Raw genomic sequence first — 18987 nt, forward strand, 5'->3', positions numbered from 1 at the left:
ATATAGATATTTCATACTATACGGGATAAAAGAACTTAATTACTACTAACTTTTGTTATTTTTTGAAAAAAAAATCTAAAAAATGCAATACATTCAAAAAGTATCGTCTTTCTAATTGTAGACCGTTCATAAAAGGTTTTAATGAATTTGGAATCAGAGAATAATAAAAAGCTAACCGATTTTTTTGGAAGAGAATATGAGTCTCTCAAGGTATATGTGAAAACTAAAATAAGTGACACAACTAATCGCGATGCAGAAGATATAATTCAGGATGTTGCTTTAAAATTATTTTCAGGGGCAGATAGATATGCCCCAATAAATAATGTAGCAGGTTTTGTGTACAGATCCATAAAAAATAAAATTATAGATGTGATGCGAACCACCAAAAAAACAAATTCTATCGATTTAGATAATGATTTGTTAGAATTAGCAGAGGTGCTACATCAATCTACAGACAGTTATACATCAGACCAAATGATAGTAGTATTAAAAAAGTGCATAGAACAGCTAAAAACACCGTATAAAGATATCATTGTAGCTGTAGATTTTGAAGGGTATACCTATAAGGAAATATCAACTAAAACAGGGATTTCTATAGGGACTTTAATGTCCAGAAGGCATAGGGCAATTGGAATATTATATAAAAAAATAGAAGTAGAAATTAATACAAATAAAAATATATCATGACAAATTTTTTTACACATAAATTCAGGAAAAAATCACCAATAGAGATTGTAGGAATAATCATTTTTGGGGGAATATTTATTACCGGATTAGTTATCTTATTTGGTTTCATAATTATGTGGCTATGGAACTGGCTAATGCCAGAGATTTTTGGATTACCCCCACTTACCTATTGGCAAGCCGTTGGTTTATTTATTTTGCTAAAAATACTTATTGGAGGTTGTGGTATCGGAGATAGTAGTAAAAAACCATCAAAAAACTCGAATGATACCTGTAAAACAGGTACTAAAACCGATTTTTCAAAATGGAAACACTATGATAAATTTTGGGAAGAGGAAGGAAATAAATATTATCAACAATATATCGAACGACAAACCAATAAAGAACAAGAAGGTACAATAGATTCAGAATAATATTAAATTTTATTATGGAATTACTAATTTTTCGAACAGATATTAAATCAAAGAAAAAAGTCAGGTCCTTAAGATCTGTATTTAACAATCATTCAGAAATTATTAATTGGTCTGTTGACCTTGAAGATGTTGATAATGTACTTAGAATTGAAGCTACGACGAATTTATCTGAGAAAGATGTTATTGATCTTATACAAGTAAAAGGATTTTATATTAAAACCATGTTGGATTAGGTTATGATTGGCACATTATGAAGTATAGTTCATGACTTTTTGTTAAGAGGTGTTCTACTTTCTTAATGTGCTTAAGAAAAAAGCTATATATCTATTGTAACTTTAATAGAATAGTAAGCTTATAAAAGTGAAAATTTTGAGTAAACTATTTTATGAACTACTTTTCGGTTTTATTTTATCTTTTCAATCATATTATCAAAATCATTTATCCACTCAGGGTGTGTTATCCAACGAATATTTTGACCATCCCCACTTTTTCTGGGTACAATATGAAAATGTAAATGAAACACCTCTTGCTGTGCTTCTGCACCAGAGTTACTAATAATTTGTATGTTATGTATTCCTAGTTTTTCTTCATATAACTTAGATACTTTTTTTACTACAGATATTATCGCTTTTAATTCTTTTTCAGGAATATCAAAAATATTGGTATAATGCTTTTTGGGGATAACTAATGTATGATATTTGCTTGCCGGGTGAATATCTAAAAAAGCATAAACATCTTCAGTTTCATAAACTTTCCAGGATTTGGCTTCTCCTTTTACAATTTTACAGAATATACAACTGTTCATTACACATTGCTTTAGTAAAGGTTACTGTATTTTTAAGATAGAGTTTAAATCCCAAGAGCTTTTTTAATCTTACTACCCAATGAGTTTTTAGTTTCCCCCGGTTTTTCGTCTTCTTCAAATAAAATACCTTTTACGTTAAGGTGATGTCCTATTTGTTCTTTTCCATAATCTTGCTCAAAGCCTACTACTTGTTTACGATATTTGCATAGTTGGCAATTCATATAGGCAGTACCTGATTTAGCTTCCTCCAAGCGTTCATCAAAAGCTTTTAATAATAATTCGTCGGTGCCAAAAGGTGCTGTATATATATATTCCTGATCCGATGCAGAATTCATATCGGTTACATGGCTATAAATACGCTCTAATAATATCCCCGTAAAAAAGAAAAAAGGAATAACAATAGTTCTTTTAAACCCCAATTTTTCGACCATTTGTAAAGATTCATCTACTTTAGGGTATGCAGTGCCACTATACGCTGTGGTTGCAAATCCAAATCCCATTCCCTCCCAAAGCATACTGGTTAATTTACAAACATCGCTATTGGCATCGGGATCGGTAGTGCCTCTGCCAACAACTACCAAACAAGTTTCTTTTCGGTCTAGTTTGGATAAGGTAGATTCTGTTTCTTCAATTCGTTTTACGGCAAGATCTAATAAAAAAGAGTTAACCCCGATATGTTTCCCCATGGCAATAGTCAGATCTTCATGATAGCTTTGGATGGTATTTAATTCATACGGAATATCGTTTTTTGCATGTGACCCGGCAAATAAGATTACAGGTAGTGCATATATTTTTCGAATCCCGTTGAGGTACATTCGCTCTACGGCAGCTTCATAAGTGGGATGGTTAAATTCTAAAAAGCCATAATCTACTTCATAATCTGTTTGATAACGTTCCTGAAGTATTGTTACCAGCTTTTTAAAAGAAGTTACAGCAGCTTCTCTGCGACTACCATGCCCACAAAGTAAAATTCCTTCTTTCATTACTTTTCTTTTTTTAATCTAATATTGTCAATATTGTTTTATGAGCAAAAATATAGCTCTGATGTCACACTGAGCTTGTCGAAGTGTAATTGAAAATGAAAACTTTACTGGTTTTCGACGAGCTCAGACTAACAAAAAAATAGGTTCAGCATATCGGGTCGGCCCCTATAATTAAAACCACAGGCATCTGTAAAGTACTGTTTTTAATTTTTTCTTCAATGTTTCCTAAGGTGCCGGTCATAATTTCTTGGTTAGATCTGGATACGTTAGAAGCCGCATTTACAGGTATACTATCATCCTTGCATACTTCTATAAGTTTTGGGATAATCCTGTTGAGGCTTTTAAGACCCATGTATATTGAAATGGTATTTCCTGCCTTTAGCATATATGCAATACCTGTAAGTTGTTCAAAAGAGTAATCTGCTGTATGTGCTGTGCATATAAGCATTGCATTAGATTTGTTTCTTTCGGTAATGGGGATATTAAAAATATTAGCTGCAGCAAGTGCAGCAGAAATACCAGGAACCACCTCAAAGGGAACATTTTTTTCGGTTAAATATCGTGCTTCTTCGGCTGCTCTGCCATATACGTATGGATCTCCCGATTTTAGGCGTACAACTTTCTTGCCTTTTAGATAATACAGATACAACAATTCATTGATTTTTTGTTGCCGTTCTATTTGATCAGAAGCATCCCCGAATTTACGACCGACATATATTTTTTCGGCAATTGTATTTATTGCCAATATAGGATCAGAAACAAGGTTGTCGTGCAAAATCACATCGGCTTCTTCAATTAATCGAAACGCTTTTATCGTTAATAAATCCGGATCTCCCGGACCAGCCCCTACAATGGTTACAGCATGCATTATGAAATTAGTTTTAATGGATCCGGATGAATATATGTATACCCCAAAAGTGTCTTGCTCTTGGTGTTGGATATAATTTTAAAGGAGGTTTCTTCTTGTTGTATAAAATTTGGGGGAGTAAGCCCTATGTTTTTAGCCGCAAGGGTATAGTATTCTTTTCTAACAGGATGTTTATCTGCACAACCATTTATGATTTCTCCCCAAATATCCTTTTCTATAACTGCATTTATTAAGCCTATGCAGTCATCCCTATGGATTACATTAATAGGCGCATCTCCATTTTGCACATCTTTTTTGTTAGCAAGAAACCGACCGGGTAAACGATCGTCCCCAATAAGACCAGATAGGCGAATAATAGTCACCCGATCTCCTAAATGGTTTTGTAATAGGTTTTCTACAGCAGCAACCGCTTTTCCAGATTCTTTTTCTGGTTGTATGGTCAATGTTTCTAAAACTTCCTTATTAGTATTTTGATAGACCGATGTAGAACTAATAAAGATTACTTTTTGGTCTTCAGAAATAAACGGAAGTATATGTTGTATTTGTTCTTGGTATATGTTTATGATATCAGGAATTCGTTTAGGAGGAAAATTAATGAGTATAACTTCACTTTCCTTTAAAAAGTTGGCATAATTTTCTGGTTTAGATTCTCCCAGAGCAATAAGATAGGGTTTGATGCCTTCTTTATTTAAAACCTCTAATTTATCAGGTGTGGTTGTAGAGCCTTTTATCGTATCTCCTTTTGCAATACGATTTATAGCGAATGGCAATCCTAGCCATCCGCAACCTAATACGCTTATTTTTTTAGACTTCATGGTTTATTCTAATATCGTTTGGTGACATAGCAAGATAAATAGTAAGAATATGCTTCCAGGTAGTGATATCCTTTTCCCTAATCCAAAGTGTTACCAGATGCTTTCCTTTTTTATTTTTTAGGCGGATTGCTTTGGTAAAGATAGTAGTTTTTTTAAGCCAGATTACCTCTGCGACACTTACTTTTCGATCTGCTATTTCTTCTGAAATATCTTTAGGAAGCCCTGCAATTGCTAATTTTAAATGCACTTCTTTACCTGTAATTACAACTTCGTAAAAATCTGTATAATCTACATGGTGCGGAGATATTATCTCGATAATACTGTTATCATGTTGTTGTACTGCAATAGGTTTAGGTTCTTGAAACAAGTATTGAAATAAAGGATAGAGATGCTGATCAGAGGCAAATGATCTGGCTACCAGAGCTTCTCCTAAATCCGGATCTGTTTTAGGGGTAAAAGCAATTGGGGCTATAGTTTTTTCATTAGTGCTGGTTAATGCAGACCATCCTTCTTTATATAATAAGTATTTTTCGACAGGTTGATCCTCTTCTAAATGAGATTTTAGTATAGATACCGCTTTATCCGGGGTAAGGTTTTTGTACCAAAAATTACCAGGTTGTACAATCCAGGTTGGGGCATCTTCACACCTGCCGTTACATCTTGTTTTTATCGTATGCGTAGCATCCCAAAGTCCTTTGTTACGAAGATAAGCTCTGGCTTCGCGTATGGCAATTTCACCTTTTTCTTTTTGACAGGATCCCCCATCACAAAATTGAAAGGTAGTGTTTACTTTACTTATGTTTTTTCCCATAATTAAAAGAAATAAGTTATGCTTAATTTGGCTAAGAATGGTGTTCCGGGAGTAAAATGAAAATCATCTGTTGGTGCTGTTTCATTCTGAAGCCGCGAGGTATCATAAAATACAGCTTCTGTCCATTTTTGATCTAATATGTTTTCTACAGCTACTCCGATTTCATAATCAGGTTTGGTATAATTAACTACAGCATCCATCAAAAAGTAATTATTAGCTTTTACAGATTCATCTTCCGTTAAAGGGCGTTCTGCCATATACCTGTATCGTAGAGACCCTTTGATCTCGTTTTTAAATTTTAAGGTAGCTCCGCCGGTTGAGGTAAATCGTGGAGCAGATGGGATTTTATTAGCTTCTTTGGGCTCATCCAACAAAGTTCCATAACTATAGTTAAGATCAGTATCTAACCAAAAAAATGGTAATGGTTGATATCGAAAAGAAGCTTCTCCGCCAACACGTTCAGAACGACCTTTATTTTCGAATTCAAAACCATCCGTCACAAAAACATACTCGGCATCACTTTTTAGATACCAGGCAGTAAGATTGGCAATCAGTGTTTTGCCTATTTTAAATTCTGTGCCCAGATCATATCCAATAGCCTTTGGTAAAGGATGAATGGATTTTTGATTTACAGCAGCCTGACTATAATTAGAATGATAACCAGAACTTGCTTTGGCATATAATTGGATTTTTTGAGTAAGGTTATAGAATAAACTGAGTTTAGGACTAAATCGAAATGCGTCGTTATCATCTTTACCCGGTTCTGGAACAAGCTCTTCGAGATCAAAAGTAAAATAATCTCCTCTAAGCCCAGCTAAGATAGAGAACTTATCGGTTAGCTTTAATTGTTCTCTTAGATATAAACTATAATTGGTTTCTTTGATTTTAAAGGTATTAACTGTTTCTAACAGCTCTCTTTTGATATTTTTGTTCAATGCAATTTTATTGTTGTTATGTTGTACACCAACCCCAATCTCTGTTTTACTGTTTATTGCTCCCAATCTGGTATTTAAGTATAGTTTTCCGTTATAAGAAAATATATCCCTGTTTTCTGACTGATGTATCATATCCCCGTTTATTGGATCATTGAGATAAAAAGAAAAATTAGAAAACAGATTATATTGATTAGATACATAGTAAAACTGGTTTTTAAAACTAATTTTTTCTGATAGTTCAGATTGTAACTGGGTATTGACATGAATACGTTCTGTATCTCCGCCTTCACTATCATCCAGGGCACCAAATCTGTTTATTAATCCGGATTGTACTGCTCTTAGTGGTATTTGCCCAGAGGCATTCCAGTTGCTGTAAAAGGTAGATATGGATGTAGTTAAAGTATTACGATCATCTATGTCTATGATATATTTAGAAAAAGTATTTAATCGTCTTAAATTTTGCGGACTGTCAAAAAAACTTTTGTTGTAGGTTCCTTCTATCGCGATATATGCATTCTCATAGTTTTTGGATAAAAAGTTCTTTTTATCCAAAAGTGTTACCATACCTAATGCTCTTACAAAATTATATTGACCATATTCTAATTTCAGCATATTTTTGTTTAGTCTGCTCTTGGTGGTATATAAAGCGGCTCCAGATACGGCAAAATTACCCAAAGATACTTCATGAGGTCCTTTATAATAATTAGCATCTCCAACAGTTTCAGGAATTAAGAAATGCATATCGGCATATCCCTGTCCGTGTGCATGTGAGCTTAAATTGATTGGGATATCATCAACCAACACAGCAAAATCAGTACCGTGATCGTTATCAAACCCCCGTAAAAATATTTGTTCGGCCTTACCTCCTCCCGCATGCTGTGCAATAAAAAGACCAGGAACTGTTTTTAGTAAATCCTGGGAACTGTTTACAGGGCTTAATTGTAAGGATAATTTGGATACATTGTGGACTCCTATTTCCTTTTTTTTATCCGTCTGGATAATTATTTCAGATAATTCTGTTTCAGAGAGAGGTAATCCTATATTAAGAATTTGTTCTTTTTCTTTTAAGATAATTTTTCTGGAAACAGTAGTGTATCCCGGTGCAGAAAATTTTATGGTAAATGTACCTTTTGGTATAGAAAGAGAGTATTTTCCATTTGGATCTGACAGGGCTTCTTTATTTTGTTCTACGACTAAAACAGATACATCTGGAATATCAATACCAGTGGCGGCATCTTTAATAATTCCTTTTAAAATAGTGTTGGATTGTGAAAAGACAGATAGACTAATCAAAACCAATACACCACAAAACATAATTCTTTTCATAATAAAAAATTTAAGTTATGTGGGAAAAGTTATAGAGATAAAAAGAGCCTTTGTATGATAAATAAGACTCATAGTTATATCTAACTCTTTACCCGAGAGTTAATACTGTGTTTTGATTTATGGCAGGTCTCCTGACTTTACACAATCATGACCACCTTCCCATAGCCTTGCTACAGTGGTATACAGATCATAATTTTTGAATGTGTATTACAGTTGCGGGAACAGCTTTGGATTTTCACCAAATTCCCTTTTCATCTTTTGTTTCCAAAAGAACCATAAATCATTAGCGAAGATACTTTTTTTGATTAAATAATAGATCGTATAAAATCCACACGTTTTGTTAAAGTTGTTTTGGGTACAATTTTAATAGTAAAGCCAAGACTTAGGTATACTTCTGTAAGATAATAATGTATATGTTCTGCTTCTGTATAGGATTGTGGGCGTTGTGGGTCATTTACATATATTTCTTTCCAAAGGGGGAGTAAAAATACAGTAGGAGAGTAGTATGTTTTAAAAGGAAATTTTAATATATGCTCCGGGATAGAATGTGATTTTGTTTTTAGGTAAGCAATAATATCGGGTAATCCGCGATCTACAAAAGCATTTTCTAAAATAATGGATTCTAATTCTTTGATGGTTTGTTGGTATATTAAATCAGCAAATCCACGAAGATCTTCCCAAGGGGTTTTATTGCTTTTTGTCTTTTGTTGATGGATTATTGTTTTTCTGGAAATTTCTTCAAAACAAGAATACCCATTTTCTTGTAATGTATGGATCAGACTTGTTTTTCCTGTCCCGGGGGCTCCGGTAATAATATATCTTTTGTACATATTTTTTTAGATGTTAGAATTAAGACCGTTTCACTATTATATTTCAGATCTTTTTCTAATAAATCGAAAAATTATTGTCTCCTTATGTGTTTGGATAAAGAAAATAGTAGACACTACAGATTAAGAGCACAAATATAAATGTTACTTTTTGATTGATCCTTGCTACTGTTTTTATTTCCTCGTCTTTTAAAATCCGATCATTGTTTCCTATAAAAGGCTTATTAACTAGTTTGCCATGATAATAATTAGGTCCCCCAAATTTGCAATCCAAAATTGCAGCCAGGGCAGCTTCAGGATATCCTGCATTAGGGCTGGAGTGTTGCTTGCCGTATTGTATTACAAAAGGAATTTTGTGCAATTTGAATGTAACCAATAGCATTAAAAAAGCTGTGATTCTTGCCGGGATATAGTTAGCTACATCATCGAGTTTGGCAGCAAACCTGCCAAAATCTATATATCTCTGGTTTTTATAACCTATCATAGAGTCCAAAGTGTTAATCATCTTATAACTCATGGCTCCTGTTACACCAAATAAGGCATAATAAAACAGAGGAGCAATTACCCCATCGCTAAGATTTTCGGATAATGTTTCAAATACAGCCGTTTTTATTTGTTGGGGGTTTAATCGATCGGTTTCCCTGCCAACGATCCACGATAATCGTTTTCTGCCTTGTTCCAAACTTTGTTGCAAAGCTTTAAAAACAGCTTTCCCCTCATCTATTAAACTTTTGTTGGCTAATGCATAAAAGACGAATATTAAAGTGTATATATTGTGAAGTATAGGATATGGGGCAATTATGAGATGTGTTAAATAAAAAAATAATATAGTGATAGTTAGCAATAGTATAGTGAGTAGCCTGCCTTTCTGAAAAGCAAATGGGGAAGTGTTTAATTGATCTTCTCCATATTGTATTGCGTTGCCAAATAACCGTATAGGATGTGGTAACCATCTGGGATCGCCCAGTAGTAAATCAAGAATGTATCCTGTAAGTAAAGGAATAATTACGGTAGTATACTCCATTGTTGCAATGCATTAACTAATAGTTCGTTTTTTTCGGGGCTTTGACTTGCAATCCGAATATAATGTTGGTCTAATCCTCTAAAATTAGAAGCGTCTCTAATCAAAAGATGATGCGTATGTGCTAAATAATCTTTAAGAGAGGAGGCATCAGGTTTTTCTAATTGCACCAAAAAGTAATTGGTTTGAGATGGGATAACGGTTAGCCCTTTTATTGCATTTACCTGTTGTTGTAATTTTTTGCAATAGCCAAGGAGTATTGTCATATCGGGCAACAAATCTTTATAGTTTTCGAAAATAAATTTTCCTGCCTCGATTGCCAAAGTATTAACACTCCAGGGCATTTTGGATTGCTGAAGTTTTTTTCCAATTTGTGGACTGCATAAAATATACCCTAACCTTAATCCCGGTATAGAAAATAATTTAGTTAGTGATTTTACAATAATAAGATTTGTATATCTTTCTAAAAGTGAAACACAGGATTCTATTTTAAAAGTAAAATCAATATAAGCCTCGTCCACCACAAACATTGTGTTAGGAAAACCTTTTACTAATTTCTCTATTTCTGATACCGAATTACTAAGACCATTAGGGTTATTTGGGTTACATAAAAACACTAAATCTTCAGTAAAAGAAATATTTACTACCTCAGAGCGATCATAATAACGAATTTTTAAAACACTTTTATTACAAGCATCCTCATACTCAGAAAAAGTAGGAATACCTATTGCTGCTTTTTTACCCCAAAATACAGAGGTAATGTTGTAAAAAGCCTCTGTAGCACCATTAGTGATTAGTACCTGAGAGGAGTTTAACCGATGAAATTCTGCTACCTTTTGCGTTAAAACATCTGCATTTGGAGTAGGATAATTTGAAATAAGCGGTAATTGTTGCTCTAAATGCGATAGTATTTTTTTTGAAGTTCCTTCATGCCAAATATTAGAGCTAAAGTTTGCTTTAAAAGGTATGTTATAGCGATACCCGTCATCTCCATGTCCGTATATCATAATACAGGCTGCATTTCAGAGATGATACAATCGATATCCATGTTTTCTTCTAATAATCTGGCAAGTTTATCATAATTTTCTTCTTTATATGCCGTATAATCAAAAGATGTTTTTGTATTGGTAAACTGTTGCAAAAGATCTTCAATCACCTCATTATGATCTAAAATGCCATGAATATAGGTGCCCCAGCAGTTACCTTGTACAGATCCTTCGGGCTTATCACCAATATAGTTTAGCGGGTTACAGTCCTCAACTATAGTTTGCCCCATGTGTATTTCATACCCCACAAGGTTTTTAGAGGTGTTTTTATAGGTAAAACTACATTGTGTAGTGGTTTTTTCTGAGGTTAATTTGGTGTGTATAGGAAAAATACTCAATCCCGGAAATGCTTTAACATCACTTTCTATTCCCAAAGGATCTTCAATTGTTTTTCCCAGCATTTGGTACCCGCCGCAAATACCGATAATAGGTTTTTGTAATTCATGAGCCTCTAATATTACTTTTGCAATTCCTTTATCTCTTAAAAAAATGAGATCTTGTATAGTGCTTTTGCTTCCCGGGATAATAATAATATCTGCTTTGGCTATATTTTTTGGATCGTTAGAGTAAAAAAGATGGGTTCTTGGATCTTTTTCCAGAACATTAAAATCGGTATAATTAGACATATAGGGTAGTAATACCACCACGATATTAATTTGTCCAATCGCTATAGTTTGCTGTTTTTTTTGCAAAGCTACAGAGTCTTCTTCTTCAATATAGATATCTTTTGCATACGGTATAATTCCTAAAACAGGGATTCCTGTTAGTTTTTTTAGTATACTTTTTCCTTCTTCAAATAAAGAAATATCCCCTCTGAATTTATTAATAATAATACCTTTTATCATTTCTTTTTCCCAAGGTTCTAAAAGAGCAATCGATCCATATACACTTGCAAATACACCTCCTTTGTCGATATCTGCAATAAGATATACGTTTGCATCTGCTGCTTTTGCCATTCGCATATTTACGATATCCCTGTGTTTAAGGTTTAGTTCACTAATGCTTCCTGCTCCTTCTAATACAATGGGGTTGTGTTTTTGCTGAAGTCTTGTAAATGCAGCTTTTGCTTCTTCAAAAAGCGGGGTTTTATGGTTACCTAAAAAATATTCTTTAATAGTTTGATCGCCTATAGGTTTGCCATGTAAAACAATCTGGGATTTATTCTCTCCAGATGGTTTTAATAAAATAGGGTTCATATCTGTAGAGGAGTCAATTTTGCAAGCTTCGGCTTGTACTGCTTGTGCTCTTCCTATTTCCAGACCGTCTGGAGTAACAAAACTATTAAGAGACATGTTTTGTGCTTTAAAAGGAGCAGGGGAGTACCCTTTTTGCTTGAGCAGCCTGCAAATGCCTGTTACAATAATGCTTTTGCCAACATCAGATCCTGTACCCACAAACATAATAGGGCGTAATTTTTTCATCTTTATCTATGCAAGGAATGAACTTCAAAATTAAGTAAATAATTGGGTTGATTTGTTTTTTTTGAATAGAAAGAAAATTTTGTTAGACTATTATAACTTTTTAGAACACTCTTTAAATCGAATAAATACGCGTTTAATCGAAGATTTATTTCTTTGTTGAATAATTTTTAATCTTTTGAAAACTAGAATGGTAATTTCATTACGTATTCAAAAAGAAGCAGTTATTTAAAAAGATATGTAATGAAAAAGGATATAGATATTGCTGAAATAAGATGGATCATTCGTAATTTGATTGCATTTATAGTAGTGGAAGGAAAAGACTATGTAAGCGAGGCGAAGAAAAAAGAGTATGTGTCGGCTTATGTACATGTATTGATTAAAACGATCTACCTTGTGGATGAAAAGCAAGAGTTTTCTATTGTAGAGGATATTGCAGATGATATTGTAAATTATCTTAACCTTTGATTATACATGGATCTGTCGAAGGGGTGCAGAAAATCATTAAGATGTTGTTTTATTAGTTGTTTAATTGATTTTTTGAATTTACCTTATTTAAAGGGTTTTTAGATGGTTTAGATTTTAAAAAAGTATTTTATTTTTTAGAAAAATTTACTGGGGTTTAGGGTAAAGAAATTTTTTTTGTTCGTGTAGAGAGTTTCTTTTTTATGGTATCAATAACTTTTATATCTTTTGCGTGTTAAATATCCAAATCTATACATACCGTGAACGAGCAAGAATATATTGAAAGATTGAAGGCAGAGAATAAGCTGCTTCAAGACAAGTTAGATAAAATCCATAAAGGAGATCAAAAAAAAAGGAAATTTAGATGGTGGCTTCTAAAAAAATCTACAGGACCTGTTTTTGGAAACCGACTTAAAAAAAGTATTAATTCGGCTATTACAGAATATAAAGAATATAAAACGGTTTCTGTAGATACCGTTTCTGATGTATCGTCGAGTGTGATTTGGAGATTTACAAGAATTGGGTTGTTTGCATTTCTCTTTGCAGTCATACCTTCGTTAGTATTGATTTTTCAGACTAAATTGTTGATGAATCAAAACAAATTAATCACCAGTCAAAATAATTTGGTAGAGGCAGACCGTAGATCATCTTTGGTATTTGTTATGGGAGATGTTTTGGCAGATTTAAACGAAGAATTAAAATATAAAGGTTCTGGCAGCCGTAATATAAGCAGAACATTAGAAGCCAGAATAGTAGGTCTTTGTATGGCAATGAAACCATATCGATATATAGATAATGGGGAGTTGATTGAAAACCCTATAAGTCCGGAACGAGGACAGTTGTTGTTTACATTACTTAAAAGTGATTTAGGGTTAGAATCGTCACAAGACATTTTAAACTCTGCAGAATTTCAGTATACTAATTTTAGAAAAGTGAATTTAGGAAGAGGTGCTAATCTAAAATATGCGCGTTTGGATTATTCTGATTTTACAGAAGCTCAAATGCCAGAAACTAATTTAGAAAGAAGCGATTTAAAAGAAGTACAAATGAGTAAAATAAACTTGTCGGACTCTAATTTAAAAAGAGCACGTTTGCAGAATGCTAACCTGCAAAAAGCAGAATTGTTAAGTGTAGACTTTACTAATGCTAATTTATTTGGAGCAGATCTAACCGGTGCAGATCTAACTGGTGCAATATTATGGGGGACTAAACTAGAAAATACAAATTTAACAGGTGCAATACTGGATAATGCAATTGTAGACAGAGAGGATTGGATAGATTATATTTCAGACACATTAGATGTAAAGGGTTCTGGAGATATAGAAAATCGATATAAAATCAAAAAACAAGGAAAAAAACAATTTATTCTGGTTCCTAAGTAAATAATAATGTTGCCAACACTAAGTACATGATAAAAACTTATAAAATACAGGAATGAGTTGATTTGTCATGTACTTAGATAATACCATTATTTATTTTTGTTAAAAACTAAAGAATGTATTTTTTTTACAAGCCAATTTCCTGCAGGAAAATACAAAGCAAAAAATAAAGCCATTCCTAAACTAAAATTTTGCGGATTAAAAATACTGTCCAAAATGTTATTTGGGTATGCATACGATGTTTGTAACCAGTATCCTAAAAATTCTAATATCCCCATTGCTACCAAGCCATAAGCATATTGTTCAAAAAATGTATATTCTTTTAAAAGGATAGATATAGGAACCATATACAATATATAACAAGTAATTATTTGCCACCAATATGTAAATCTTGCGATTTCCATTTCAGTACCAAAATAATTCATACCTAATCCCCATAAAAAGTAAACAACAATATAGGTTAGGAGTAATTTTTTCGGAGTTTTTTTTAGTTTATCTAAAAGCCTGAATAGTTTCTCTTTCATTTGGCAGAGTTATTTGAGTGATTATACGAAAAAATGGTTTTTTAACTATAGAGTATTCTGTTATGGTACTGTCATCTATTATTTTTTTTAATTCACTAATTAAAAAAGCTCTTTGTATAGCTATTAACCCGTCTTTTTTTGCCATTTTAGAAATGGGTAGTATAAAACGGATCCCTTTAAAGGTGTAGTATGCTATCTTGCTTCGATATAGTTCACTAAAAATAATATAATTTACTTTTGACTTTAATTTTTTCAAAAAAATAGTAAGTTCGTTATCGCTAAAATGGTACATAAAGTGGCTGCTTATCAATACATCGCAATCTGGGAGAACAAAGCCAGGATCGATAATATCTGCACAATAAAAATTAATATTTGCAGGGTCCGGGTTGTTTTGTCTGGCATAGGAAATACTATGTAAATTACCATCAACACCAGTAAAAGATGCATTTATTTTATTTTTCTTTAATTTTTTTGAGATATAGAAAATACAATCCCCTCCTCCGCAACCAATATCAATAATATGAATTTTTTTTGCGGGAGATAACGTTTTGCAATAGTTTAAAATAGCATTGCCTGATTGCTTGTGATTACCCAAAACAGAATTAATAAATCTTAAACTATCCAGTGTTTTTTTTAAAGCCTTTCCTGATAGGGATAAATTGTCAAGCTGTTCGCAGGTACGAATTCGAACTTTTAGATTCACAATATTATAATTAATGTATGTTTTTAGTCCTGAGAATAATAATAACTTTACAAAAAAAAGAAATTATATGTTCAAAGAAGATATAAATGAAATTATTAGAAACAGAAGGTCTGTTTTTCCTGCACAGTATAATGATAAACCTGTTTCTGACGCGTTTATTAAATTAATATTAGAAAATGCAAACTGGGCACCTACACACAGATTAACACAACCATGGCGGTTCAAAGTATTACAAGGAGACGCCAAAGATAAATTGGGGATATTTTTATCGAATACTTATACGGATATTACTTCAAACAAAGACTTTTCGCCATTTAAGTATGAAAAAATTATAAAAAAGTGTAAATCTGCAAGCACAATAATCGCGATATGTATGCAGCGGGATTTAAAAAAACGTGTCCCCGAATGGGAAGAAATAGCATCTACAGCAATGGCCGTACAAAACATGTGGCTCACCTGTGCTGCAAATAATATAGGATGTTATTGGAGCAGTCCTAAATTAATGGAGTATATGGGTGATTTTTTTGATTTTGAAGAAGGAGAACGCTGCCTTGGCTTTTTTTACTTAGGTAATTATGATAAGAGTGTAGAGGCGGCTATAGTGCCAAAGAGGGAGCCTGTAGATAACAAAGTAGAATGGTTATAATAAAAAAAGAACCACCTGTGTATACGGGTGGTTCTTTGAGCATCATAAAAAATTATGATATTTTTTAAATTGACTATTGTTGAGTCATAGCTTTAGCGTACTCTTGCATTTTTTGAGCACTAGCAGTCATATATGCAGTCCACTTTTCAGCATCTTCACCAGTTAGTTTTCCAGCAACTTCCTGAGCTCCTGTAGAAAGATCTTGTGCTTTTTGCCCAAGAGCAGCAAAAGCAGTCATATCTTTGCTTTCAGCAGCTTTTTTGTATTCAGCCATATATGCTTCATACTTTTCTACGTATGCTTGTACAGTTTCGTCACTAAAATTAGGAACACCGTCAACAGCATCTTCAATAGTTTCAGCAACTTCTTCAGCAGCTTCTCCTATTTTGTTAGCTGCATCCTCTGTAGTTTCTTCTACATTTTCAGCTGCGTCTTTTGCCTTGTCTGTAGCTTCTTTACAAGAGATTACTGTTAAGAACATTAGAGCTAAAGCTCCTAAAAAAAATTTTTTCATAATAGATAGATATGTTAATTTGGTTAATTAACGCCAAACATAACACTTTATTTCGTCTATTCGAAATTTAAAATGGGGAAAAAATACACATTAATTATTTAATAACATATTGTGTTACATAATAGTTTGTTGTTTTTAACAAATTAAACTAAAAGTTTATATAATTATAAGATAGAGATACATCAAGGTATTTTTTCTGTTAGGTATTTCCAGTACCGTTTAGGCAAATGCTGTTTGTGTAATTTATCGTTTTTACGAGATTTTATATTTATACTATTAAAGTATGTGCTCCATAGTTTTTGAAAATCTTTTTCTTCCGGCAAAAGTAAATCTGACGAAATCTTGAATTTGATTTTAGAAAAACTGTCTATAACAATAATTTCAATAGTTTTTAAATTGTAATAGATACCATAGTTTCTTTTTATATCATAAATAATCCATTTTTGATCTGCATAACGATCTTTAAAATGAGGGATAATTAAAGGTAAAACATTAAAATCCGGTTCAACAGTAGCAGTATATACAGCATCTTTGGTTAATTGAAAACGGACAAAAGCTTCCATTCTGTGTTTTTCTCTCCCAACCATTTTAGCAACCTGGCTAATTTTTAAAATATCTTTATTACCAAAATCAGTACTTGTAGTAGTTTTTTTTGCAAAAATATTTTGGATATAAGATAGCAAAGTATTTTCCACTCCTTTAATTTCACTTAAAAAAGCCTTAAAAAAATCTTGTTGTTGATAAGGTGAAGCTTTTAACATAAATCCTTTCCATACTCTTTGTGCATTATTTTTGTTTGTAATAATATCTTCAGTTATAGTAAATAATTGGTTATTGGTTTCAGATTCTTTTCTAATTATTGGATTTGTTATTTTATGATTATAAATAAAAAAAACACAGCTCAAAAAACCATCAAAGCTTCCGTCATAAATTAAAATGGTTTGTGAGTTCATAGTTTTTTAAGGTTAAGTAAAAAGACTTAATTGTGTATTAAAATATTTGTCATATTTACTTTTGGAAGTTTTTAAAATTAGGTTTTTTAAATCATAAGAAGATAGATCTTGCTTATAGAAATCTTTAGAATTACAGGTTATAAAATATTGTGCTCTGTTCATTGCTATTCCTATAGCTTTAAGATGTGCCCAGTCTAAGTTTCTAAACTTTCTTGCCTGAAGTATCTTGAATACCGACTGCATACCTACACCAGGGATTCTGGCTAGTACTTGCTTATCTGCTTTGTTGATGTTTATTGGAAAAAAATGAAGATTTCGTAATGCCCAACTTAGTTTTGGATCAATATCCAGGTCCAGGTTTTTGTGGGAGTCATTTAAAATTTCAGAAACAGAAAAACCATAAAACCTCAAAAGCCAGTCGGTTTGATAAAGCCGGTTTTCTCTAAGAACAGGAACCTCTGTTCCTACAGAAGGTAATCTGGTGTCGTTAACCACGGGGATATAACCAGAGTAATATACTCTGCGCATATTAAATTTTTTGTAGTAATATGTTGCAGAGTACATAATATCCCTATCACTTTCACCAGATGCTCCAACTATCATTTGGGTGCTTTGTCCTGCGGGAGCATATCTGGGGGTGCTTTTGATTATTTTTTGCTCTGCTTTATATTGTAGGATTTCATTTTTTACTTTTTCCATAGGTTTAATAAAATCCTCATGTTTTTTATCTGGAGCCAATAGTTTTAATCCGGATTTGGTAGGAATTTCGACATTTACACTTAGGCGGTCTGCATATAATCCGGCTTCCCGCATTAATTCATCGCTGGCACCAGGTATGGATTTTAAATGGATATATCCATTAAAATTTTCTTCCAAACGAAGTTTTTTTGCAACAGCGATCAGGCGCTCCATCGTAAAATCAGAGTTTTTAAATATCCCCGAACTTAAAAATAGCCCTTCAATATAGTTTCTTCTGTAAAAATGGATAGTTAGATCTACAACTTCCTGGACTTGAAATGCAGCCCTTTTTATATCATTGCTTTTTCTGGTAACACAATAGGCACAATCATATATACAGTGATTGGTCAAAAGAATTTTTAATAAAGAAACACAGCGTCCGTCTTCTGTATAACTATGGCAAATACCAAAACCAGTATTGTTGCCCAATCCTTTTTTTGTATTACTTCTCTTTCCTCCACTGCTAGCGCAAGAAACATCATATTTTGCAGCATCTGCAAGAATAGAAAGTTTTTGGCGTATTCTATCAAACGACATAAGAAGAATTTGTAGAAAGATCTATTTGGTTTTGAATAGCTCTTATTATCTCTTCAATATCTGTTAATATTTGGTAATCAGTAAAACGAAGAACGGTTATTCCCAAATAATTGATAAATAGTTTTTTAGGGGCGTCTAAGTTATAAACGTCAGAAAACTCATGAGCGTAGCTGTCTATTTCTATCGCGAGTTTTGATTTTGAACAATAAAAATCAAATCTGTAGTTTTTTATGATTTGATTTCTTAAAAATGGAAACCCTTTTTCAATAAGTTTTTGATGTAACAGGCAGATAGTATCAATTGAATTGTCTAAAGAATGCCGTATTATTTTTTCAGGAGCTTTTTGATATACAGGAATAGTTTGAGAAATCATAAAAGATAGTTTATGTTGTAATTTTTCCAAATTTATGGAAAATTTCCACAAAAAATAAAAATAAAATGTGTTAAAATTGGAATTTTTCCAAAATCTTGTATATTTGCTATGGATTACAATAGATTTATACCATTTTAACTTTGAAATAGTGCGTATGGAAATTGAATTTATTTTTTAAGTATTCAAGGCAAAAAGCTTGTGCC

22 protein-coding genes and 1 riboswitch are annotated in these 18987 nt (G+C 32.6%); of the genes, 6 read left to right on the forward strand and 16 right to left on the reverse strand.

From position 1 onward, the window contains the following. The first annotated feature begins 141 nt into the window (after window positions 1-141). The 3 genes from ACZIYX_RS19040 to ACZIYX_RS19050 are packed head-to-tail and all read left to right on the forward strand — an operon-like array spanning window position 142 to window position 1330. Window positions 142-687, forward strand: coding sequence for an RNA polymerase sigma factor (locus ACZIYX_RS19040; RefSeq protein ID WP_462683849.1), 546 nt, complete (start codon window positions 142-144; stop codon window positions 685-687). Then, a complete protein-coding gene (locus tag ACZIYX_RS19045) occupies window positions 684-1097 on the forward strand; it encodes a hypothetical protein (RefSeq protein WP_462683850.1) in 414 nt (137 codons plus the stop codon). Before ACZIYX_RS19040 ends, ACZIYX_RS19045 begins: the two co-directional genes overlap by 4 nt. 14 nt (window positions 1098-1111) lie before the next feature. Then, entirely contained in the window at window positions 1112-1330 is a 219-nt protein-coding gene (locus ACZIYX_RS19050; RefSeq protein WP_462683851.1) for a hypothetical protein, read from the forward strand. Window positions 1331-1500: 170 nt separating this feature from the next. On the opposite strand, the gene ACZIYX_RS19055 is transcribed toward ACZIYX_RS19050, so the two are convergent. The 10 genes from ACZIYX_RS19055 to ACZIYX_RS19100 form a co-directional block, all read right to left on the reverse strand. Continuing rightward, complete coding sequence (locus tag ACZIYX_RS19055) at window positions 1501-1902, reverse strand: HIT family protein (RefSeq protein ID WP_462683852.1); 402 nt, start codon at window positions 1900-1902, stop codon at window positions 1501-1503. A gap of 44 nt (window positions 1903-1946) precedes the next feature. Further along, a complete protein-coding gene (locus tag ACZIYX_RS19060; RefSeq protein ID WP_462683853.1) occupies window positions 1947-2885 on the reverse strand; it encodes a sirohydrochlorin chelatase in 939 nt (312 codons plus the stop codon). A gap of 145 nt (window positions 2886-3030) precedes the next feature. Further along, on the reverse strand, window positions 3031-3753 hold the full coding sequence (gene cobA, locus ACZIYX_RS19065; RefSeq protein WP_462683854.1) for a uroporphyrinogen-III C-methyltransferase: 723 nt from the start codon (window positions 3751-3753) through the stop codon (window positions 3031-3033). Beyond that, window positions 3753-4568 (reverse strand): Rossmann-fold NAD(P)-binding domain-containing protein, encoded by an 816-nt coding sequence (locus ACZIYX_RS19070; protein WP_462683855.1) that lies wholly within the window; start codon window positions 4566-4568, stop codon window positions 3753-3755. The genes cobA and ACZIYX_RS19070 overlap by 1 nt, the downstream gene beginning before the upstream one ends. Beyond that, entirely contained in the window at window positions 4558-5379 is an 822-nt protein-coding gene (locus ACZIYX_RS19075; RefSeq protein WP_462683856.1) for a (2Fe-2S) ferredoxin domain-containing protein, read from the reverse strand. The genes ACZIYX_RS19070 and ACZIYX_RS19075 overlap by 11 nt, the downstream gene beginning before the upstream one ends. A gap of 2 nt (window positions 5380-5381) precedes the next feature. After that, a complete protein-coding gene (locus ACZIYX_RS19080) occupies window positions 5382-7640 on the reverse strand; it encodes a TonB-dependent receptor (protein ID WP_462683857.1) in 2259 nt (752 codons plus the stop codon). A gap of 104 nt (window positions 7641-7744) precedes the next feature. After that, a riboswitch (cobalamin riboswitch) is annotated at window positions 7745-7933 on the reverse strand. Window positions 7934-7945: 12 nt separating this feature from the next. Next, complete coding sequence (locus ACZIYX_RS19085; protein WP_462683858.1) at window positions 7946-8470, reverse strand: AAA family ATPase; 525 nt, start codon at window positions 8468-8470, stop codon at window positions 7946-7948. An 82-nt stretch (window positions 8471-8552) separates the two neighbouring features. Then, entirely contained in the window at window positions 8553-9491 is a 939-nt protein-coding gene (cbiB, locus tag ACZIYX_RS19090) for an adenosylcobinamide-phosphate synthase CbiB (protein ID WP_462683859.1), read from the reverse strand. Next, the gene (locus ACZIYX_RS19095) at window positions 9473-10495 is read right to left on the reverse strand and encodes a pyridoxal phosphate-dependent aminotransferase (RefSeq protein WP_462683860.1); all 1023 of its coding nucleotides are present in this window, start codon (window positions 10493-10495) and stop codon (window positions 9473-9475) included. Before ACZIYX_RS19095 ends, cbiB begins: the two co-directional genes overlap by 19 nt. Further along, entirely contained in the window at window positions 10492-11955 is a 1464-nt protein-coding gene (locus ACZIYX_RS19100; protein WP_462683861.1) for a cobyric acid synthase, read from the reverse strand. The genes ACZIYX_RS19095 and ACZIYX_RS19100 overlap by 4 nt, the downstream gene beginning before the upstream one ends. A 240-nt stretch (window positions 11956-12195) precedes the next feature. On the opposite strand from ACZIYX_RS19100, the gene ACZIYX_RS19105 reads away from it, so the two are divergent. Both ACZIYX_RS19105 and ACZIYX_RS19110 read left to right on the forward strand, forming a co-directional pair. After that, window positions 12196-12420 (forward strand): hypothetical protein, encoded by a 225-nt coding sequence (locus ACZIYX_RS19105; protein WP_462683862.1) that lies wholly within the window; start codon window positions 12196-12198, stop codon window positions 12418-12420. A gap of 257 nt (window positions 12421-12677) precedes the next feature. Beyond that, window positions 12678-13799: a pentapeptide repeat-containing protein gene (locus ACZIYX_RS19110; RefSeq protein WP_462683863.1), complete on the forward strand. Its 1122-nt coding sequence runs from the start codon at window positions 12678-12680 to the stop codon at window positions 13797-13799. Window positions 13800-13885: 86 nt separating this feature from the next. On the opposite strand, the gene ACZIYX_RS19115 is transcribed toward ACZIYX_RS19110, so the two are convergent. Both ACZIYX_RS19115 and ACZIYX_RS19120 read right to left on the reverse strand, forming a co-directional pair. Beyond that, a complete protein-coding gene (locus ACZIYX_RS19115) occupies window positions 13886-14320 on the reverse strand; it encodes a hypothetical protein (RefSeq protein WP_462683864.1) in 435 nt (144 codons plus the stop codon). Continuing rightward, window positions 14289-15023: a methyltransferase domain-containing protein gene (locus tag ACZIYX_RS19120; RefSeq protein WP_462683865.1), complete on the reverse strand. Its 735-nt coding sequence runs from the start codon at window positions 15021-15023 to the stop codon at window positions 14289-14291. The genes ACZIYX_RS19115 and ACZIYX_RS19120 overlap by 32 nt, the downstream gene beginning before the upstream one ends. A gap of 67 nt (window positions 15024-15090) precedes the next feature. Here ACZIYX_RS19120 and ACZIYX_RS19125 point away from each other — a divergent pair, with 67 nt between their 5' ends. Further along, window positions 15091-15669 carry a nitroreductase family protein gene (locus ACZIYX_RS19125; RefSeq protein ID WP_462683866.1) on the forward strand — a complete coding sequence of 193 codons (579 nt, stop codon included), beginning with the start codon at window positions 15091-15093 and terminating at the stop codon, window positions 15667-15669. A 73-nt stretch (window positions 15670-15742) separates the two neighbouring features. Here ACZIYX_RS19125 and ACZIYX_RS19130 read toward each other — a convergent pair whose 3' ends face one another. The 4 genes from ACZIYX_RS19130 to ACZIYX_RS19145 all read right to left on the reverse strand — a co-directional run bounded on the left by ACZIYX_RS19130 (window position 15743) and on the right by ACZIYX_RS19145 (window position 18784). After that, entirely contained in the window at window positions 15743-16183 is a 441-nt protein-coding gene (locus ACZIYX_RS19130) for a hypothetical protein (RefSeq protein WP_462683867.1), read from the reverse strand. 182 nt (window positions 16184-16365) lie between these two features. Beyond that, complete coding sequence (locus tag ACZIYX_RS19135; protein WP_462683868.1) at window positions 16366-17136, reverse strand: TIGR03915 family putative DNA repair protein; 771 nt, start codon at window positions 17134-17136, stop codon at window positions 16366-16368. 12 nt (window positions 17137-17148) lie between these two features. Next, window positions 17149-18411, reverse strand: a complete 1263-nt coding sequence (locus ACZIYX_RS19140) for a putative DNA modification/repair radical SAM protein (protein WP_462683869.1) — start codon at window positions 18409-18411, stop codon at window positions 17149-17151. After that, on the reverse strand, window positions 18401-18784 hold the full coding sequence (locus tag ACZIYX_RS19145; protein ID WP_462683870.1) for an endonuclease domain-containing protein: 384 nt from the start codon (window positions 18782-18784) through the stop codon (window positions 18401-18403). Before ACZIYX_RS19145 ends, ACZIYX_RS19140 begins: the two co-directional genes overlap by 11 nt. Between the last annotated feature and the right edge of the window lie 203 nt (window positions 18785-18987).

The organism is Aquimarina sp. (genome assembly GCF_977115655.1).

Excerpts from the sequence above, each read along its gene's own strand:
- ACZIYX_RS19100 (WP_462683861.1), bottom strand. The coding sequence starts at position 11,955 with ATGAAAAAATTACGCCCTATTATGTTTGTGGGTACAGGATCTGATGTT.
- ACZIYX_RS19080 (WP_462683857.1), bottom strand. The coding sequence starts at position 7,640 with ATGAAAAGAATTATGTTTTGTGGTGTATTGGTTTTGATTAGTCTATCT.
- ACZIYX_RS19130 (WP_462683867.1), bottom strand. The coding sequence starts at position 16,183 with ATGAAAAAATTTTTTTTAGGAGCTTTAGCTCTAATGTTCTTAACAGTA.
- ACZIYX_RS19040 (WP_462683849.1), top strand. The coding sequence starts at position 142 with ATGAATTTGGAATCAGAGAATAATAAAAAGCTAACCGATTTTTTTGGA.
- ACZIYX_RS19075 (WP_462683856.1), bottom strand. The coding sequence starts at position 5,379 with ATGGGAAAAAACATAAGTAAAGTAAACACTACCTTTCAATTTTGTGAT.
- cbiB (WP_462683859.1), bottom strand. The coding sequence starts at position 9,491 with ATGGAGTATACTACCGTAATTATTCCTTTACTTACAGGATACATTCTT.
- ACZIYX_RS19070 (WP_462683855.1), bottom strand. The coding sequence starts at position 4,568 with ATGAAGTCTAAAAAAATAAGCGTATTAGGTTGCGGATGGCTAGGATTG.
- ACZIYX_RS19050 (WP_462683851.1), top strand. The coding sequence starts at position 1,112 with ATGGAATTACTAATTTTTCGAACAGATATTAAATCAAAGAAAAAAGTC.
- ACZIYX_RS19060 (WP_462683853.1), bottom strand. The coding sequence starts at position 2,885 with ATGAAAGAAGGAATTTTACTTTGTGGGCATGGTAGTCGCAGAGAAGCT.
- ACZIYX_RS19125 (WP_462683866.1), top strand. The coding sequence starts at position 15,091 with ATGTTCAAAGAAGATATAAATGAAATTATTAGAAACAGAAGGTCTGTT.
- ACZIYX_RS19045 (WP_462683850.1), top strand. The coding sequence starts at position 684 with ATGACAAATTTTTTTACACATAAATTCAGGAAAAAATCACCAATAGAG.
- ACZIYX_RS19145 (WP_462683870.1), bottom strand. The coding sequence starts at position 18,784 with ATGATTTCTCAAACTATTCCTGTATATCAAAAAGCTCCTGAAAAAATA.
- ACZIYX_RS19055 (WP_462683852.1), bottom strand. The coding sequence starts at position 1,902 with ATGAACAGTTGTATATTCTGTAAAATTGTAAAAGGAGAAGCCAAATCC.
- ACZIYX_RS19105 (WP_462683862.1), top strand. The coding sequence starts at position 12,196 with ATGAAAAAGGATATAGATATTGCTGAAATAAGATGGATCATTCGTAAT.
- ACZIYX_RS19095 (WP_462683860.1), bottom strand. The coding sequence starts at position 10,495 with ATGATATACGGACATGGAGATGACGGGTATCGCTATAACATACCTTTT.
- cobA (WP_462683854.1), bottom strand. The coding sequence starts at position 3,753 with ATGCATGCTGTAACCATTGTAGGGGCTGGTCCGGGAGATCCGGATTTA.
- ACZIYX_RS19140 (WP_462683869.1), bottom strand. The coding sequence starts at position 18,411 with ATGTCGTTTGATAGAATACGCCAAAAACTTTCTATTCTTGCAGATGCT.
- ACZIYX_RS19085 (WP_462683858.1), bottom strand. The coding sequence starts at position 8,470 with ATGTACAAAAGATATATTATTACCGGAGCCCCCGGGACAGGAAAAACA.
- ACZIYX_RS19135 (WP_462683868.1), bottom strand. The coding sequence starts at position 17,136 with ATGAACTCACAAACCATTTTAATTTATGACGGAAGCTTTGATGGTTTT.
- ACZIYX_RS19115 (WP_462683864.1), bottom strand. The coding sequence starts at position 14,320 with ATGAAAGAGAAACTATTCAGGCTTTTAGATAAACTAAAAAAAACTCCG.